The organism is Lysinibacillus sp. YS11, from assembly GCF_002896375.1.
Lineage (GTDB): Bacteria > Bacillota > Bacilli > Bacillales_A > Planococcaceae > Lysinibacillus > Lysinibacillus capsici.
Window position 1 is genome coordinate 2,673,922 of sequence record NZ_CP026007.1, and the last position, 17,234, is coordinate 2,691,155.

Consider the following 17,234-nt stretch of genomic DNA (forward strand, 5'->3'; position numbering starts at 1 on the left):
AGTGCTCAAACACTTTATTTATTTTCAGTAAAATTTTTCCATTCTAGAACACCCTCTTTTAACCGAAAAGCATTTATGCCTTTTGCTTTCAACATTTTTACAGCTTGTGCCGACAGTAAGCAGTAAGGGCCTCTACAATAAGCCACAATGTCAAAATCGGTTGGCAATGAAGATAGCTGTTCCTCTAACTCTTCAATAGGGATCGAAACAGCTCCAGGAATATGCGCTTTTTCAAACTCTTCTTTTGGGCGAACATCTATCAATAAAACCTCCCCTTTTTCCATACGAGTAACAAGCTGGGCAAGTGTTACTCCCTCTATACCAAGGTGCTCATTAAAAAATGCTTCTTTTATTTGCTGAACCTGAATCAATTGCTTTTCAGATAAGGCATGTAATGTTGATAAAAAATCAGCTATCACATCATCTGCTAATTCATAAATAACAAAATTACCCTCTTTTGTAAATTTTACTAATCGGGCGTTCAAAAGTGTTTGTAAATGTTGAGATACATTTGCCACTGACATTTCGGTGTTCTTGGCTAATGTCTCAACTGACTTCCGACCTTGAGAAAGAATATCGAGAATCTCCAATCGCTTAGGACTAGACAAACTTTTTCCTACTCTAGCGAATTCTTGATATAACAAATCCCTTAAGTTACGCTCATTCATTAATACTTACCCCTCTCAACTATTCAATAAATTAATTGAATAGTTGAATAATAATGTTTTATTTTACCATTGTCAATCATTTGTTACTACACATCAATATTTTTTATGCACAAATAAAACATGCTTCCGAAGAAACATGTTCTACCTTTTTAATTGATTGAATGTGCATGCATAACGACTTTCTTTTTCTTAGCGTAAAATAAGAAAGTAGTGGTTAAACTTAAGCTTATGATTCCGAAAACAAGTCCCATACCACTTAAACCAATTAAATCTAGCATCATACCTGTTGATAAAAGCACGATTTGAAAGACGACGGAATCAATCATGTTGCGGAATGAGAAAAAGCGTCCATGAAACTGTTTGGGTACTTGTTTTTGGAAAATTACCATTGTCGTTGGGAAAAAACAGCCAACTGAAAAGCCAAAAACGCCAAATGCCACTAAAGCGAAAAATGGAGTCTCTGCAAGTAATAATAGGAGCTCCATTGAGCCGATAATAAAGGCTAATGAAAAAAGCAGTGTACCCATTTGTACACGGTCAGCAATCATTTTCAAACCAGCTGCACCAAGCATAAATCCGATACCTTCCACCGTATACAATAATCCTGAAATTGTGGTAGATTGATGAATTTCAGATATTTTCATAATCACTAAATTAAAAGAGCCTAAAAATAATGTAGGAATTAACATTAAGACAAGCGTCATCAAGACGACTGGATGCTCTTTGATCATCGGTAACACTTCTTTAAAATTCCCTTTTTCTTTGTTTGTCATCGTTTCAGTAGATGCTTCATCCAATTGCAATAAACTAGTAATGACAAACATGCCTAAATAGACAATAAATGAAATAATATATAACCATTTTAACTCAAAAAAACTGAGCATAAATCCAGCAGCGGCTGTACCGATGATCCTTGAAATGGTTCTCGCATTCATTTGCCAAGCATTTAATGTAATTAAATCCTGTTCCTTCGCAATCATGGGAATAATAGATTGCAAGGCAGGCATATATAATGCTGCCGCTATTTGCAGCGTGATTAAAAATAGAATCATCCAAATGACCGAATTAGTATAAAGTGCGATAAACATAAATAAAACACTGATGATGCGTCCGATACTCGCCATCTGGACAACCGTTTTTTTCTTCGATTGGTCAATGATACGTCCTGCCATTGGACCAACAACTAAGCCTGCTAAAATACCACAAGAAATAATTAATGATTTGTGAAAGTCAGAAGGTACTACCTCTTGCATAAAGGCTAAATTGCCAATAATGCCAGCCCATAAGCCGAGACCTACGACAAATTCACCTAATAAAATAATCCATACGTTTCGATTTCTCCACATGCTGTTCTCCTTGTTGCTATCGTAAAATTTATCGTAACAAAATTTTAAATATTCGTACATAAAAATATAGAAAAATTTGCTAGATGCTACTATTCGTTCTCTTTCTAGTTTATCTTAACGAGTATACTATTTTTCCTAGAAGTAGTACTCATTCAAAAGTTTGAACTTGTCCTCAAAAGAAAAAACATCGTTTGATGGGCGTATCAAACGACGTTTTTCATTAAGAAGTTTCTAGTTTATGAACAAGTACTTTTTTTCTACGCTCAACGATTTTTTGACAGATGAACGTCACGATAAAAATGAAGCCGACTGTTGTTGCCATCATACCTGCTATAGAGGTATCCCAAAATTTCGCTAAATAATAGCCAATGACGGAAGCAGCAGCTCCAAAGAGCATACTATAGACGAACATTTGCTTAATCGTCTTGCTGATTAAATAGGAGGTAGCAGCTGGCCCAATCAACATGGCAACCACTAAAATGGCCCCTACACTATCAAAAGCTGCCACTGTTGTAAACGAAATCGATGTCATAAAGCCATAATGAAGAAAGACAACGGGAATGCCAATGGTTGCTGCATACACAGGGTCAAACGTTGCAAGCTTCATTTCTTTAAAGAATAGGAGTAGGAACGCAATATTAATGACGAGGACGAGTAAGAGCATCCATACTGCCTTAGGCATTGCCAGCCCAAGCAATGTCCATTTATCCCAAGGAACAAAAGCAATTTCTCCCATTAAAACATGCTCAACATCTAAGTGCACATTGCCTGCAAATAAGGTGATGAGGAGAACACCTGCTGCAAACAGAGATGTAAACACTACGCCTATCGCTGCGTCTTCTTGAATACCAGAAGAATGTAATAATTGCACAAGATAGGCTGTTAAAATCCCTGCAAACGCAGCACCTACCAACATCCAAAAACCATTCAACGTTTGGGTAATAAGGTAAGCCATCACAATGCCAAAGAGCACTGTATGACTGATCGCATCTGCAATCATGGACATTCTACGCAAGATGAGGAAGACACCTGCAATTCCACAAGTTACCCCAACTAACAGTCCCGTGAATACAACCCAAAATTCGATCATCCTACATCACCCTGCTTTCGAAATTGCATTTTCCTACGATATTTACTAATTTGACCAGTTGGACTTATAAAATACGATAGAAAGAATATACCTGCTGCCACTAAGACAATTATAGGACCCGTCGATAACCCTGTTCGAATCGCACTAATAAAGGTTCCTGTTATGCCAGCGATACCTCCAATCGCAGCACTTAAAATGAGCATTGTGCTCAATTTTTTTGTCCATAACTTGGCACTGGCAGCAGGAATAATTAATAAAGCTGACATTAAAATAACGCCAACAGCTTGTATACCTGTAACAATTGTCATGACAATTAAAACAGTTAATGTTGCCTTTAAAGCCTCTATTGGTAAGCCAATCCCTTTTGCATAAACAGGATCAAAGATCAGTAGCTTCCATTCCTTATAAAGCAAGAGACTAACCACAATAATGATGGTTGCACTAATAAAGAGCCACATTAAATCTGCCTTGGTCATCGTCGCTGCTTTACCGAAAATAAAATTATTCAGACCACTCTGATTCCCCAGTGGGCTACGGTTAACCACTGTTAAAAATACAACACCAACACCAAAAAATACGGTGAGGACTAATCCAATGGCAGCGTCAGCCTTCATTTTTGAAAATGACACAATCCATTGAATACAATACACAGATAATGCAGATGTAATGCCCGCTCCTAGCATTAAAATTGGCAATTCCTTTTGACCTGTTAGCAGGAACGCAAGGGCAATACCTGGTAATGCTGCATGCGCAGCAGCATCCCCAACTAGACTTTGTTTCTGTAAGAAGGAGAACGTGCCTGTGATGCCTGCTGCAATGCCAAGTAACATCGTTCCACTCAGTACCCACAATAAGTTACCGCTTAACATTATGTCCCTCCTTACACATGCTGCATCATGAAAAGTTTACCACCATATGTTTTTTGTAATTGCTCTGGTGTAAAAACATCTTCCGTTGCGCCTGATGCTAAAATCGTTTTGTTTAATAGAATCGTATAGTCAAAGTATTCTTTGACGGTTTGAAGATCGTGATGCACAACAAAAATACTTTTTCCCTGTGCCTTTAAATCCTTTAAAATATCAATAATCGTTTTTTCTGTCGCAGCATCTACTCCTGCAAATGGTTCATCTAAAAAATATATATCTGCATTTTGTGCAAGGGCTCTAGCTAGGAATACACGTTGTTGCTGGCCTCCTGAAAGCTGCCCGATGGAACGCTCTGCAAAATCCTGCATCCCAACACTTGCTAAAGCTTGTCGAGCAACAATTTTATCCTGCTTAGACGTTCTTTTAAATAAGCCTGTATGGCCATAACGCCCCATGAGCACCACATCCAACGCATTTGTTGGGAAATCCCAATCCACCGCATTACGCTGAGGCACATAGCCTACGACTAAACTCTTTGGCTCAAACACCTTCCCTAAAATTTCTACCTTTCCTACTTTATTAGGAAGCTGATTTAAAATGGCCTTTAAAAATGTGGATTTCCCTGCACCATTTGGGCCAATAATGGCAGTTAAATGGCCTGTAGGCACTGTTACACAGGCATTTTCTAATACTGTTTTTTTATCATACGCCACTGATAGATTTTCCACTGTTAATGCATACATATTCTTCACCTACTTTAATGCATCGACGATTGTGTCGATGTTATGTTGATACATACCTATATACGTACCTTCTGTTGTTCCTTCAGCTCCCATAGCATCTGAGAATAATTCTCCACCGATGACAATGTCGTGACCTTTCTCCTTAGCCCCTTCAATAACAGCTTTCATTGCCTTATCGGACACACTGGATTCTATAAAAAGAGCCTTAATCTTATTTTCTACTAAGAAATCAACCATCTCCTGAACATCCTTCACACCATACTCTGAATCCGTACTCAGCCCTTGCAAGCCACGTACTTCAAATCCCTGACTTCTGCCAAAGTAATTGAATGCATCATGAGCCGTTACTAATATTCTTTGTTGCTGTGGTATTTCATTCACACGTTTTTCTGCGTAGCTTTGTAAATCATCCAGCTTTTTCAAGTAAGCTGCTTCATTTGTTTGAAAATCTTCTTTAAATTCAGGGTATTCTTCCTGAAGCTGCGTACTGATTGCCTTGACAACACCTTTCCAAAGCTCAACATCAAACCAAATATGTGGATCATGGAGCATGGCATCCGTATCACTGGCAAGCAGTTGCTTTTCATCTAATGTCTCGCCCACTGCCAAGACCGTTTTATCCTTCGCCATTTGTTCAAAGATATCGAGCATTTGTCCTTCTAAATGTAAGCCATTATAAAAAATGACTTCTGCTTTATCCAATTTCGATAAATCACTTTGAGTCGCCTTGTAGAGATGGGGATCTACGCCTGGACCCATCAATGCTGATACCTGTAAATGATCACCACTGATTTCTTTAATCGCATCTGCAATTTGTCCTGTGGTTGCAACCACAATGCCTTCTTTTTCACCCTCTGTTTCTGCTGAACAGCCAAATAATAGAAATGAGAGTGATAATATCACCACACCTAACCATTGTTTCATTTTCCTACCTCAACTTTCTCTTTTTTAAGCAATTGTTAGAAAAAAGTGCCTAAACTACGAAGTAACCAATCGGCGGACAAGCCGTAAATCGTTTGTCATGCCCGCCCTAGTCGTATACAACTAATATCCCAACTTTTTCCACACAATACCTTAATTTATATTCATTTTCCTGATAAGCTGGCGCCAGCTCATCCAGAAAAGGATTAACATCATACCTGCGCCTACTGAATCGGTCAGTTTCCATACGATTGCTAAAATAATTAAAATGGCCATTGGAAGAATCGTCAGCTTGAAATCACCTAAATCTTTCATTCACGCACTCTTCTTTCTTTGGAGATATTTTGTTTCCCTTAGGAAAAATATATGCTTAATACAAAGAAAATTCAACTACTTTATGAAAATTTCTTTAAAAAAATTTTTTTCTTATAAAAAAATTAGTTTAGCCCAAACAAAAAAATCCCTAATGCAGACATTAGAGATTTTTTATAAAAATACATAGATTTATGTTAATATACTTTCATCTTTCTTTTTCCAGCGACTTTCCTATAAATTCAAATGCATAAATATGTGTTTTTGTTAATTCAATAATATCCTTGATTAAAGCTTCTTCTGATTTTTCATAGCCGCTTGCAATCCATTGCATCATCAATCCATAAAAGCCGTAGGAAGTATAATGTTTGAACATGTTCATGTTGACAGGCTGCTGATTGATCGTCTCAAATTTAAATTGCTCTTGATAAATTTTTGTGATCGTTAAGGGCATTCGGGTGTGCAACCCAGGAATCGTATCTTCCACATTCAGCAGCTCGAAAAACAAACGGTGCTTATAAATGTAATGAATAATATTAAAGGATGGTGCTTTCAATTTTGTCGTGTATACCTTTTCTCCATATAGGTAGGGTTCACCTACTGCCACTTCCAGACCATTCAGCATTTGTTCTAGCAAATTCTCTGCTAGTTCAAATTTATCTTGAAAATGCACATAAAAGGTACTACGGTTATAGCCCGCTCGTTCTACAATATCCTTCACTGTAATGGCTTGAAAACCATGTTGTTTCATTAAATCGACAAACGCTTCATAAAAATGACGGCGGGTTCTTTCTTGTCTTTGTGTCCATTTTGGCAATTTTACTTCCCCCTTTTAGACATTTCAGGCACATATGTCTACTAGTTAGATATTTACTACGACATTAATGATTGTTTCCGTTTTCAGGCGTTTTACAATAAAAGTACACCGTGATTTACACAGTGTGCAAGAAAAAAGTTTGTTTAAGGGAGTGTCATGTATGGGGAAATTACAAGATAAAGTCGCAATTATTACAGGTGGTGCTTCTGGTATCGGTGCTGCAACAGCCCAATTATTTGTAGCAGAAGGTGCAAAAGTGGTGCTTGTGGACCTAAATGAGGAAAAAGGCCAAGCATTTGCAGCTGAACTACAGGCAACAGGAGCAGAAGCCATGTTTATCAAAGCAAATGTAACGGATGAACAGGAAGTAGCAGCTATTTATCAAACAACTATTGAGGCATTTGGCAAAGTCGATGTCCTTTTTAATAATGCAGGGATTGGTCGTGTTACGCCAACTGAGGAGCTTCCTTATGCGGAATGGCGTCAAACTGTAAATGTAGACTTAGATGGTGTATTTTTAATGGCGCAGGCTGCCATCAAAGAAATGCTAAAAGCGAATGGTGGTACAATCGTTAATACTGCTTCGATGTATGGTTGGGTTGGCTCGCCAGGATCAGCTGCTTATAATGCAGCAAAAGGAGGCGTGATTAATTTAACACGTTCATTAGCATTAGAATTTGCTACGCGAGGGATTCGTGTCAATGCCCTATGTCCAGGCTTTATTGATACACCAATTATCCCAGAAGAAAGTAAGGAGCCATTACGTCAAATCACACCTATGCAACGACTAGGACAACCAGAGGAAATGGCGAAAGCTGTTTTATTTATGGCATGTGACGATTCAACGTTTATGACAGGGAACACATTAACAGTAGATGGTGGCTACACAGCCCAATAACGACGTTTAAAATAATCGCTACCCGACTAAGGGCAGCGATTATTTTTTCACTAGAAAAATTTGCAGTTTTTATCCATTTCCTGCAAACTATTACTAAAGCGAGCAAGAAAGGATGAAGACAACAAATGAAAAAATTAATAGGTACATTATTATTTTCTATTCTGATTATAGCTAGTGCAGGCAATGTACAAGCTGCTGGCTTTCGGGACGTATCAAAGGATCATTATGCATATGAAGCTATTTTATGGGCAGAAGAATATGATATTGTTAATGGCTTTACAGACGGTACATTTAAACCGAATGCTACCATTACTGAACAGCAATTAGCAAAATTATTAGCCAATTTTTATGAGCTTGAAACGCCCATCGACGAATTAAAAAAGCAAACGCCTTCGGCAAACTGGTCGGATGATTTCTATAACCAGCTCGCAAGCTATGGGGTGCCTTTAAATGGCTATTTCGACAACCGAATCCGAGCGGCTACTGTGAAGCGTGGTGTAGTGGCACAGGCTATTGCTCATTTAGCTAGCGGTAAGAAGGGCTTAGATCAATCTATTCAATTTTTACTTGATACCTATATTTCTTCCGGGCTAAATCCACAGTATGAAGAGCGTAATTTACAAAAGTTTTATGGCGTGACAAGCAACATGACCCGTGCGCAAGTTGTTACGATGCTCTATCGTATGGACGAACGAAATTATTATGAAATTTCAGCGGATGCACAAGCAATTCATGAGAATGCCAACAACGTATCCTTAAATAATAGGGCAAAAAATGCTCAAAACCAGCTCGACAAATCATTACAGCAGGCTACTCCTAGTAAAAGCGCATGGGAAGGTGTGTATACTTATTACTACAAATGGGGCAAGGGTACAAATGAGTTTAACCGCCGTGATGCTATAATCTCCAATGCCACAAACAAGAGCTTTTCTATTGCTTTAACGGCGAATGATGGCTCCGCTTCAGGTAGTGTAAATGGCACAGCCACAATTACAAGCAATACGAAAGCCCTTATGAATACATCCTCGAATGGCAATCGTTGTGTTGTCGAGTTTGAACGTTTATCCAATAATGCCCTAAAGGTGTCCGAGATTGATTGTCGTGCTGAACGTAATGAAGGCACCAATTTTTCGGGTACCCTCAAGCAGCAATAATTTGTAACAGAGTCTGAATCATTCAGGCTCTTTTTTCATCCTTAAAAGCTTCATAGCTATGTTTGGCGATGGCAATAAAATCTTCGAGACAGGGATGCATATGCTTATCTTTATGCCATGCAATATCTGTATAAATTGGCGCTAAATCAATTGTGGACGGTACTTCCATTAATTGCCCACTTTCCAGCTCCTTCTCTACAACCATTTTAGGTAAAAATGTAATACCTAACCCTGCCATCACACATTGCTTGATTGCTTCAATACTGGCGAATTCAATCATTTGTAAGGGATTGACACCCTCTTGCTGTAGCTGTGCTTCTAAATGATTACGATAGGAGCACCCTGTTTCTGTTAACAACATCGTTTCAGTTGAAATTTGTTGAGCCGATAGAGGCTGACTAATTTCTTTGGGGGCACTCACAAAAACAAGCTGTTCCTGAATCAATCGCTCTCGCTTGAGCATGGCTGTTTCCTGATAAGTGTCCGTTATCAATGCAATATCAAGTTTACCAGCTTGTAATAAATCCTTTGCAATAGCTGTTGTATGCACAGGCTTGAAAATGATTTTCACTTGCGGGTGTGCTTGTTGAAATTGCTGTAAAATACTTGGTAGTCGATAGACACACTGACTTTCCTGTGCTCCTACCTTCAATAGGACTTGCTCCTGCTCGTTGGATATAGCTTTTTTCATTTCACGGTCTAGCTCAAGCATTTTTTTTGCATAATGCTGTAGACGCTTGCCCTCTTCTGTGAGAATAATACGCTTGCCAAGCCGCTCAAAAAGATGAACACCTAACTCTTGTTCTAATGTTTTTATCTGAGCTGTAATACTCGATTGAGCGTAGTCAAGAAGCTGGGCTGTCTGTGTAAAGCTTAATGTTTCAGCTGCTGTAAAAAACGTTTGAAGCTGCTTAATATCCATCACTTGAACCCCTTCATCTATTTCTTCGATAGTTTTTGTTGAAACATTCATCCTTTTCGATAATAAAATCCAATATACACTAGTTTGTAGCTGAAAGAAAGAGAAGGCTGCATTTACCAATAGCGCAAGTAAATATCTAACATCAAAAGAACCTTTCATCATATAAAGAGAAACGAATTTGGAGACTTCTTCCCTCCAAATTCGTTTCATTGTATTGTGCTATAAAAATAGTCAATATCATCTAAAGCCAATAAGGTCGACTTATTGTAATTCTTTTCTAAGATGATCAGCTGCAGACAATGCTTTTAGATCTTGAAGGATCTCGCCTGGCTTGTTTCCTTCTCCTAGAATATATCCCTCAAAGGTTATCCCAACAAAATCAAAAATATGTTGAAATTGCTGAATCATTGGTAACCCCTTTATATAAGGCTCATCTCCACCAACTGCAATGACATATGCTTTTTTAGAAGACATTAATGCTTTAAAATCAGGATAATTCGGGTCTCTTAAGGTTTGTGACCATCGATCTATAAAGTTCTTCATCGCTCCTGTCATACTATACCAATAAATAGGCGTAGAAAATATAAGAATATCATGTGGAAGAATACGGTCAATGACGGCGTTATAATCATCGCTGACATCTGTGAAACCTTCCGCAGCATGACGCTTATCGATTATTGGCTGAATAACACAGTCCTTTAGATAAATTTCTTCAATCATTAGGCCTTGAGTGGCTAATTTTGTTAAAGTCTCTACATTCCCATTCGACCGATTGCCACCATAAATAACTGCTATTGACATTTAGAATATCCCCGTTTCCTTGAAGTTTTTACTATTGTTCCCGTATACCTATATCTTATTATGAAATTACAATTCGATAAAGATGATTATTTCGATAAAATCAATCGAAAAAAATGATTTCAAAGGGGTTGCTCTTTTGCAAAATGGATAAAGATATAAACATTTTTTTGCTGTATTGAGCTTCTATACCCTATTCTGTATTAAATATCTTGAGAAAAATCAAAATGCCTCTTCAGTTTTTAAGAAACGAGGATATTGTAAAAGAGAAAAAAGAATACTGCGAATGATAGTGATTAAGATGTGCTAAAGTTAACAGAGTATTGCATTGATCCAAGCATTAATATTCTTGTTTTCTAAAAATTTGTCGCACATAGCAAGTTAGTAGTCACTGTTTGCTAGTTACAAGGCGTGATTGAAAAGATACTATATAAACTGTCCCGTTCAAACAAAGCAGGGCAAAAATCACGATATGAACAATAAATATATATGATGAAGGAGCCTCAAATTGATGTTGTTACATACCTCTAATCGTATTAAAATGCCTTTGGGATTTTGGGAAGGATTACGTCAAGTAGGAATTGCCCCGCAAGACGTGGTTCGAAAAGCACGACTACCTATCACTATTATTAAGGAACCAGTCGTCTCTATAACCCAATATTTTTCGATGTGGCAGGCTTATTCCGATATCATTGACGACACTGCTAAAGGAATCATCAAACTAGCGACTAGCTTTGAACCAACTCATTACCCACCTACTGTCCTAGTAGCCTACCATGCACGTGATTATCGTGATGCGTTAAAGAGAATGGTACGGTACAAACAACTGTGTCCGCCTGAAAGCTTGCGTATCACTGAGGAAGGTGAGGATTGTACAATCGAACTAGATTGGGCCTATACTGAGCAACCTGGTCCACCTATGCTAGTTGGTATCACACTTGCATTTCTTCTTGAGCTCGGACGTCGGGGGACAGGTCAACCGATAGCAGCAAAGTTAGTTGAATTTTCACATCCTATGGGCGATGTACAGACCCTTGAAGAGTATTTCGGTTGCAGTATCCAAATGGGTGCCACGTGTAACCGGTTGACGATACACCGCGGGGATCTGGATCGTCACTTTGCCTCATATAACTTAGAGTTACTGGAAATGTTGACCCCTCTGCTGGATCAATCGTTGAATGAGCACCAACTTAGCAGCTCCTTCACTGAGATGGTTAAATGGATAATAAAACGTAGCTTAGCAGGAGGACGCCCTGACATACAGACAGTCGCGAGCGAGTTAGGAATGAGCGACCGTACTTTGCAGCGCAGGCTTACTAGCGAATGCACGAGCTTTAAGTTTTTGTTAACACAAGTTCGACGTGATCAGGCACGCGAGTATCTAGCAGACCCCTCGCTTGATATTAAAGATGTCGCCTTCCTGATTGGATACGAAGATCAGAACTCATTTTACCGTGCCTTCCACCTTTGGGAAGGTGATACGCCTTCAAATTGGCGTTCTAAACATGTAGGAACAAATTAGATAAATATAAAATTTTGAAACACAATAGCAATAGTCAGACATTCAAAAAAGTTGGAGTTTTATTTTTACATCCACTTTAGAAAATCAGAATAGATAGAGGAGCAATGTAATATGGATATAGGATTGAACAATAAAACAGCTTTAGTGACCGGATCTACAAGAGGTATAGGGAAAGCAATCGCTATCGAACTAGCCAAAGAAGGTGTGAACGTACTAATAAATGGACGAAATGATGAAGAAGTACAACGCACTGTAAATGAAATTAAATTAACTTATCCATCTACTTTTCCACAAAATGCTACAGCCGATATTGCTGATATACATCAAAGAGAAGCTTTATTTGAAAAATATCCCTGTATTGATATTTTAGTGAACAATATGGGTATCTATGAAATTATGCCTTATGAAGATGTTGATGATGATACATGGGAAAAATACTTTCGTACGAATGTTCTTGCGGCAAATGGATTATCTAAATTTTACTTGCCTAAAATGTTGGAAAATAATTTTGGTCGCATTATTTTTATTGCAAGTGAAGAAGCAATTATACCCTCGGGACAAATGCCTCAATATTGCATGACAAAAACGATGCTATTATCTTTATCAAAAAGCCTATCTAAATTAACAATAGGAAGAGAGGTTACAATTAATACAATCATGCCAGGACCAACACTCTCTGAGAATGTGTATCAAATAATTGATGGTATGTTTCCTAATAAAGACATGAGTTTTTCTGAGAAAGAGAGAGAATTTATGATGACAAACCTACCTCAATCAGAAATCCAAAGATTTATCAAACCCATCGAAATAGGGAGAATAACTACATTTGTATGTAGTCCATTTGCATCTGCATTTAAAGGTTCACCAATTCGTATGGATGGTGGTATGGTACCGACAATTTTTTAACATTCCCCTCGTCTCCATGACGATAAATCGCATGGCTGCATATTGCTCGATGAATGAGCAGAAGGAGCATCTGGGAAAATATATTATTCCACGACGTAAAAAAAGATTTACCTTATTACGGTATACAGAATGATAATAAACGACCTAATCGCTTACCGCAATTAGGTCGTTCTACCGTCTATGCTTCTACCGTGATATGCTGGAAGGTTGTCACATCAAATAATCCTGTATCTGTTAGCTTTAAAGTAGGAATAACTGGTAATGCCACAAAAGAAAACGTTAGTAGAAAATGGAAATCTAATGTTGGATTAAGCGTCTTTAATGCCCTGTGCAAGCCTGCTAGCTGCTCCTTTGCCTGTTGAGCTGGTACATCTGTCATCAAGCCACCAATGGTTAATGGCATCTCCGCTAGAATTTGGCCATCCGCAACGATCACAAAGCCCCCTTGGATTTCCTGAATGCGTGTAAGCGCCAGGACCATATCCTCATCATTTGTTCCTAGAACAAGGGCATTATGGGAATCATGAGCTACTGTTGTGGCTACTGCTCCTTTTTGTAAGCCAAAGCCTTTAACAATTCCTAAACCTGTCGTGTGTAGCTGATGATGACGTTCGATGACGGCTAGTTTCAGTAGATCTTGTTCTACAGAAGGGACGAAAACACCATCCTTTACAGGTACATCCATTATTACATGATTGGTAATTAGCTGATTCGGCACAATCTCCATTACATTTGCCTTTGTACCCTTTGTGAATGCTAGTTGTAGCCTATCCTTTGTAATGGTTGGTAAATGGACAGATTGATGGATATGAGCAGGCACAACTGGCTCTTGATGATTTGTCAGCATTTTACCATTTTCAGCCACTTTCTGCCCATTTTTCCATACGGCCTTTGCCTGCATTGTTGACAAATTCTCTATTAACACAAAATCTGCCTTATAGCCTGGTGCAAGTACACCTCGATCTAATAAACGATAGCATTCTGCGGTGTTAACGGTTGCTAACTGGATTGCTTGCAATGGTTGCATCCCTTCAGCTATTGCCATGGCGATATCATAATTGATGCTGCCTTCGTCGATTAATTCATCCACATATTTATCATCTGTACAAAATCCAAAGCGACGAGCATTATGCGACTGGACAGCTGGCAATAAGTCACGTAAGTTTTTCGCGGCTGAGCCCTCTCGGATTAGCACATACATCCCCTGCTCTACACGGTCAATGGCTTCCTCAGCCGTTACACATTCATGATCTGTGTGAATACCCGCAGCTCGATAGCCTGTAATTTGTTCGCTTTGTAAGCCTGCACAATGCCCATCAATGACTAAATTTGCTTCCTGCGATAATAAAATTTTCTGAAGCATGTCCTCTTGCCCATTTAATACCGCTGGGAAATCCATCACCTCAGCTAATCCACGAACCTGTTCATGTTGTAGAAATGGTGCCAAATCCTTAGCTGTTAGTGTAGCGCCTGCATTTTCAAACTGTGTACCTGGCACACTTGATGGCAGCATCACAAAAATATCCATATCTGCCTTTTGTGCATCATCGAGCATAAATTGAATGCCTTCTGCTCCTGCAACATTGGCGATCTCATGAGGATCTGTCATTACCGTTGTAATCCCATGAGGAAGTAAAACGCGACTAAATTCCCCTGGTGTCAACATAGAAGACTCAATATGTATATGACCATCAATTAAACCAGGAATGACATAGCCTCCTGCCGCATCCTCTTCCTGTTTAGCGTGAAACTTATTCGTGCGATCTAGAGCCACAATCATCCCATTCTTCACGACGATATCTGCTTTTTGCCATGTTAACGAAAAAACATCCGCAATTTGCGCATTTCTCAGTATAAAATCTGCCTCTACTTTTCCTTGAGATGATAATACATTTTGTGTTAGCTGCTGTAATTTTATCGACATAACTTATACTCCTTTTTCTTTTAAGAACTATCATGCCAAAAAGATGCTAGCCATTGCAACTATTTATCGCTACATCAGTAAAAAACGACCATTGATCAATGGTCGTTCGAAAATTCTAGCTCTTTAGGTGGTTGCCCTTTTTTATTCATCAAGCGCATACGAATAGGCTCAATCTTTAATGTCACCATTTCATCCTGATTGCCAATAAAGATACTTGTAAAAAATTCGGCTAGTTTATTTTTTATCCCTTCTTCATGTACTTCAGTAAGTTTGCCTTCTATTTCCACATACGTATCACCAAAGCCACCATTTTCGTAGCCATATAAAATATGGGTATATGGGTTTTTGCGCAGCTCTTCCATTTTTTCTGAATGCTTATTCGTCACTGTATACAATACAAAATCTTCATGCTGGAATGTCATGTATCGTGAGTAAGGTTTGCCATTTTCTACAGTCGCCATTGTGCCAATCTTTTCTCGATTTAACACTTCTAGAATTTCATCACGTACAGAAGTCATAATATCCCATCCTTTCATCTATATATCTATTTTGCCCTCTCCCAAGAAAGCTAAACGGTCTTTTTTGAAAAATGTGAAATGACAATCTTCGGGCATATTGAAAATCTATTGTTATAATAACTGGATGGACAACAGGAATTTTCGAATGAATGAGGGTTAAAAATGAAACAAGCTTTTTTTACGCGCTGTTTGTTTTTCATAACAGGCATTATCGTACTTTCTTTTGGTATCACATTAACAATTAAAGGCCAACTCTTTGGAGTGGGCTCATGGGATGTACTACATATTGGCTTAACAAAAACAGTAGGCCTATCAATCGGTTCATGGTCCATTATTTTGGGACTTGCTATTTTAGCGTTTGATATGCTGATTACGAAAAAGTTCCCTTTACCTGGAACGTTTATCGATATGTTTTTGGCAGGCATTTTTATTGATATTTTCAACTATTGGTTACCTGATATTGATGGTTTTTGGATGCAACTTATTTCTTACCTTACAGGGTTAGTGTTACTAGGCTGGGGCTGTGGAATGTATATGGTAGCAAATTTAGGTATTGGACCGCGTGATACACTCATGCTGATGATGGTTCATAAGCTTGGCTGGAGTGTGACTCGCTCTCGTACAACAATGGAAGTAACAGTTGCAATCATTGGCTTCCTACTTGGCGGTCCTATAGGCATCGGTACGGTATTTATGGCATTTGGGCTTGGACCAATCGTACAATTTGCCTTATCCTATAACGAAAAATTATTTATGCGATGGACAGGCGTGAAAAGCGCTGTTGTCTAAACTTTAAAGACAATGCATTTTTGCATTGTCTTTTTTACAGTTGAAATATACAGTTCAACTATATATAATCAAACTATATAGTCCAACTGTATATTTGAGGTGAAGATGTGAAAAAACATAAATTATTACCTTTATCCGAAACCATGCATTATATTCTACTTGCCTTACGTGAACCGCTACATGGCTATGCCATGATGCAAAAAATCGAGGAAATGAGCGCAGGTAGTGTAAGGATTGCTGCTGGCACTATGTATGGAGCCATTGAAAATTTATTAAAATATCATTGGATCGCGCCTGTTGAGACCCAGGATACAAGACGCAAGGTTTATCAAACCACAGAAGAGGGTCTAGAAATATTAGCGGCAGAGCAACAAAGATTGCAGCGCATTTTATCTTTATACGAGGGAGCTGGCGAACATGATAAAGTTTAAAATCTTTTTTGATATCGAAAAGGAAGAGCGTTGGTTAAACGAAATGTTAGCCAAGGGTTGGCTATGCTCTCACATAAACTCAGCAGGTATTTATACATTTCAGCCTACTGAAAATCTTGAACAAGTTATTCGGATTGATTGTCAGCAGGAGCTTCGCAAAGAAAAGAAAGCTACCTATAAGCAATTACATGAAGATTTTGGCTGGCGTATAGTAAAAGAAAAATCATATGATGGCACTTTTATTGGACAAAAAGTAAAGATGGTAATGATGAATTATTTTCAGATCATGATTCCCACATTGCGAAATATAAACGTTTAATGAAACATGCAAGCAATTGGGCAATACTCTCACTTATCTTCTTAATGATTTTTAATGGCACCGATAACGTCGCTCCCTTTTTCAGTATAAAAAGCGCATATTATACCCCAGGTTTATGGGATAAAGAAGGTTCTGCCTTCCTTTTTGCTTTTTTATTTGAAACACCCTTTGCCATCATGCGCTTTCTTCCACCATGGCTATTTTTAGCAACTTGTAGTATTTACATCACACTCTATTATCGTTATCGTAAATCCATACAGCAATTTTTATAGCAAATAATAAGGAGCCCC

20 protein-coding genes are annotated in these 17,234 nt (G+C 38.4%); 8 read left to right on the forward strand and 12 right to left on the reverse strand.

Features of this window, described 5'->3' with window-relative positions; translation table 11 throughout:
• Nucleotides 1–14: 14 nt before the first annotated feature.
• The 8 genes from LBYS11_RS13300 to LBYS11_RS13330 form a co-directional block, all read right to left on the reverse strand.
• Entirely contained in the window at nt 15–668 is a 654-nt protein-coding gene (locus LBYS11_RS13300; RefSeq protein ID WP_103118341.1) for an ArsR/SmtB family transcription factor, read from the reverse strand.
• Nucleotides 669–817: 149 nt separating this feature from the next.
• Entirely contained in the window at nt 818–2,014 is a 1,197-nt protein-coding gene (locus LBYS11_RS13305; RefSeq protein ID WP_103118342.1) for an MFS transporter, read from the reverse strand.
• 220 nt (nt 2,015–2,234) lie between these two features.
• Nucleotides 2,235–3,104 (reverse strand): metal ABC transporter permease, encoded by an 870-nt coding sequence (locus tag LBYS11_RS13310; protein WP_048392426.1) that lies wholly within the window; start codon nt 3,102–3,104, stop codon nt 2,235–2,237.
• Entirely contained in the window at nt 3,101–3,973 is an 873-nt protein-coding gene (locus LBYS11_RS13315) for a metal ABC transporter permease (RefSeq protein WP_054550447.1), read from the reverse strand. The genes LBYS11_RS13310 and LBYS11_RS13315 overlap by 4 nt, the downstream gene beginning before the upstream one ends.
• Before the next feature lie 11 nt (nt 3,974–3,984).
• Complete coding sequence (locus LBYS11_RS13320; RefSeq protein ID WP_103118343.1) at nt 3,985–4,713, reverse strand: metal ABC transporter ATP-binding protein; 729 nt, start codon at nt 4,711–4,713, stop codon at nt 3,985–3,987.
• Between the two features lie 9 nt (nt 4,714–4,722).
• On the reverse strand, nt 4,723–5,637 hold the full coding sequence (locus tag LBYS11_RS13325; RefSeq protein ID WP_103118344.1) for a metal ABC transporter solute-binding protein, Zn/Mn family: 915 nt from the start codon (nt 5,635–5,637) through the stop codon (nt 4,723–4,725).
• Nucleotides 5,638–5,787: 150 nt separating this feature from the next.
• Complete coding sequence (locus LBYS11_RS23290; protein WP_004230657.1) at nt 5,788–5,949, reverse strand: hypothetical protein; 162 nt, start codon at nt 5,947–5,949, stop codon at nt 5,788–5,790.
• 205 nt (nt 5,950–6,154) lie between these two features.
• Nucleotides 6,155–6,763, reverse strand: coding sequence for a TetR/AcrR family transcriptional regulator (locus LBYS11_RS13330; RefSeq protein ID WP_103118345.1), 609 nt, complete (start codon nt 6,761–6,763; stop codon nt 6,155–6,157).
• 160 nt (nt 6,764–6,923) lie between these two features.
• On the opposite strand from LBYS11_RS13330, the gene LBYS11_RS13335 reads away from it, so the two are divergent.
• Together LBYS11_RS13335 and LBYS11_RS13340 are read left to right on the forward strand one after the other, a co-directional pair.
• Nucleotides 6,924–7,661, forward strand: coding sequence for an SDR family NAD(P)-dependent oxidoreductase (locus tag LBYS11_RS13335; RefSeq protein ID WP_016991666.1), 738 nt, complete (start codon nt 6,924–6,926; stop codon nt 7,659–7,661).
• Nucleotides 7,662–7,786: 125 nt separating this feature from the next.
• Nucleotides 7,787–8,815 (forward strand): S-layer homology domain-containing protein, encoded by a 1,029-nt coding sequence (locus tag LBYS11_RS13340; RefSeq protein WP_054550451.1) that lies wholly within the window; start codon nt 7,787–7,789, stop codon nt 8,813–8,815.
• Between the two features lie 22 nt (nt 8,816–8,837).
• Here LBYS11_RS13340 and LBYS11_RS13345 read toward each other — a convergent pair whose 3' ends face one another.
• Together LBYS11_RS13345 and LBYS11_RS13350 are read right to left on the reverse strand one after the other, a co-directional pair.
• On the reverse strand, nt 8,838–9,737 hold the full coding sequence (locus tag LBYS11_RS13345; protein WP_103119090.1) for a LysR family transcriptional regulator: 900 nt from the start codon (nt 9,735–9,737) through the stop codon (nt 8,838–8,840).
• Between the two features lie 261 nt (nt 9,738–9,998).
• Complete coding sequence (locus LBYS11_RS13350; RefSeq protein ID WP_054550452.1) at nt 9,999–10,538, reverse strand: flavodoxin family protein; 540 nt, start codon at nt 10,536–10,538, stop codon at nt 9,999–10,001.
• Between the two features lie 508 nt (nt 10,539–11,046).
• Between LBYS11_RS13350 and LBYS11_RS13355 the strand changes: the two genes are divergently transcribed.
• Together LBYS11_RS13355 and LBYS11_RS13360 are read left to right on the forward strand one after the other, a co-directional pair.
• The gene (locus tag LBYS11_RS13355; RefSeq protein ID WP_103118346.1) at nt 11,047–12,057 is read left to right on the forward strand and encodes a helix-turn-helix domain-containing protein; all 1,011 of its coding nucleotides are present in this window, start codon (nt 11,047–11,049) and stop codon (nt 12,055–12,057) included.
• Between the two features lie 111 nt (nt 12,058–12,168).
• Nucleotides 12,169–12,963 (forward strand): SDR family NAD(P)-dependent oxidoreductase, encoded by a 795-nt coding sequence (locus tag LBYS11_RS13360; RefSeq protein WP_103118347.1) that lies wholly within the window; start codon nt 12,169–12,171, stop codon nt 12,961–12,963.
• A gap of 178 nt (nt 12,964–13,141) precedes the next feature.
• Here the strand turns inward: LBYS11_RS13360 and ade are convergent, their stop codons facing one another.
• Both ade and LBYS11_RS13370 read right to left on the reverse strand, forming a co-directional pair.
• Nucleotides 13,142–14,887, reverse strand: coding sequence for an adenine deaminase (ade, locus tag LBYS11_RS13365; RefSeq protein ID WP_103118348.1), 1,746 nt, complete (start codon nt 14,885–14,887; stop codon nt 13,142–13,144).
• Between the two features lie 95 nt (nt 14,888–14,982).
• Nucleotides 14,983–15,405 carry a pyridoxamine 5'-phosphate oxidase family protein gene (locus LBYS11_RS13370; protein WP_048392416.1) on the reverse strand — a complete coding sequence of 141 codons (423 nt, stop codon included), beginning with the start codon at nt 15,403–15,405 and terminating at the stop codon, nt 14,983–14,985.
• A 162-nt stretch (nt 15,406–15,567) separates the two neighbouring features.
• Between LBYS11_RS13370 and LBYS11_RS13375 the strand changes: the two genes are divergently transcribed.
• From LBYS11_RS13375 to LBYS11_RS23695, 4 genes are all read left to right on the forward strand, one after another.
• Nucleotides 15,568–16,194 (forward strand): YczE/YyaS/YitT family protein, encoded by a 627-nt coding sequence (locus LBYS11_RS13375; protein ID WP_004230690.1) that lies wholly within the window; start codon nt 15,568–15,570, stop codon nt 16,192–16,194.
• Nucleotides 16,195–16,337: 143 nt separating this feature from the next.
• Nucleotides 16,338–16,625 carry a PadR family transcriptional regulator gene (locus LBYS11_RS13380; protein WP_054550495.1) on the forward strand — a complete coding sequence of 96 codons (288 nt, stop codon included), beginning with the start codon at nt 16,338–16,340 and terminating at the stop codon, nt 16,623–16,625.
• Nucleotides 16,612–16,944: a DUF2812 domain-containing protein gene (locus LBYS11_RS23690; RefSeq protein ID WP_233732021.1), complete on the forward strand. Its 333-nt coding sequence runs from the start codon at nt 16,612–16,614 to the stop codon at nt 16,942–16,944. The genes LBYS11_RS13380 and LBYS11_RS23690 overlap by 14 nt, the downstream gene beginning before the upstream one ends.
• Nucleotides 16,944–17,216, forward strand: coding sequence for a hypothetical protein (locus tag LBYS11_RS23695; RefSeq protein ID WP_233732025.1), 273 nt, complete (start codon nt 16,944–16,946; stop codon nt 17,214–17,216). The genes LBYS11_RS23690 and LBYS11_RS23695 overlap by 1 nt, the downstream gene beginning before the upstream one ends.
• Nucleotides 17,217–17,234 lie beyond the last annotated feature (18 nt).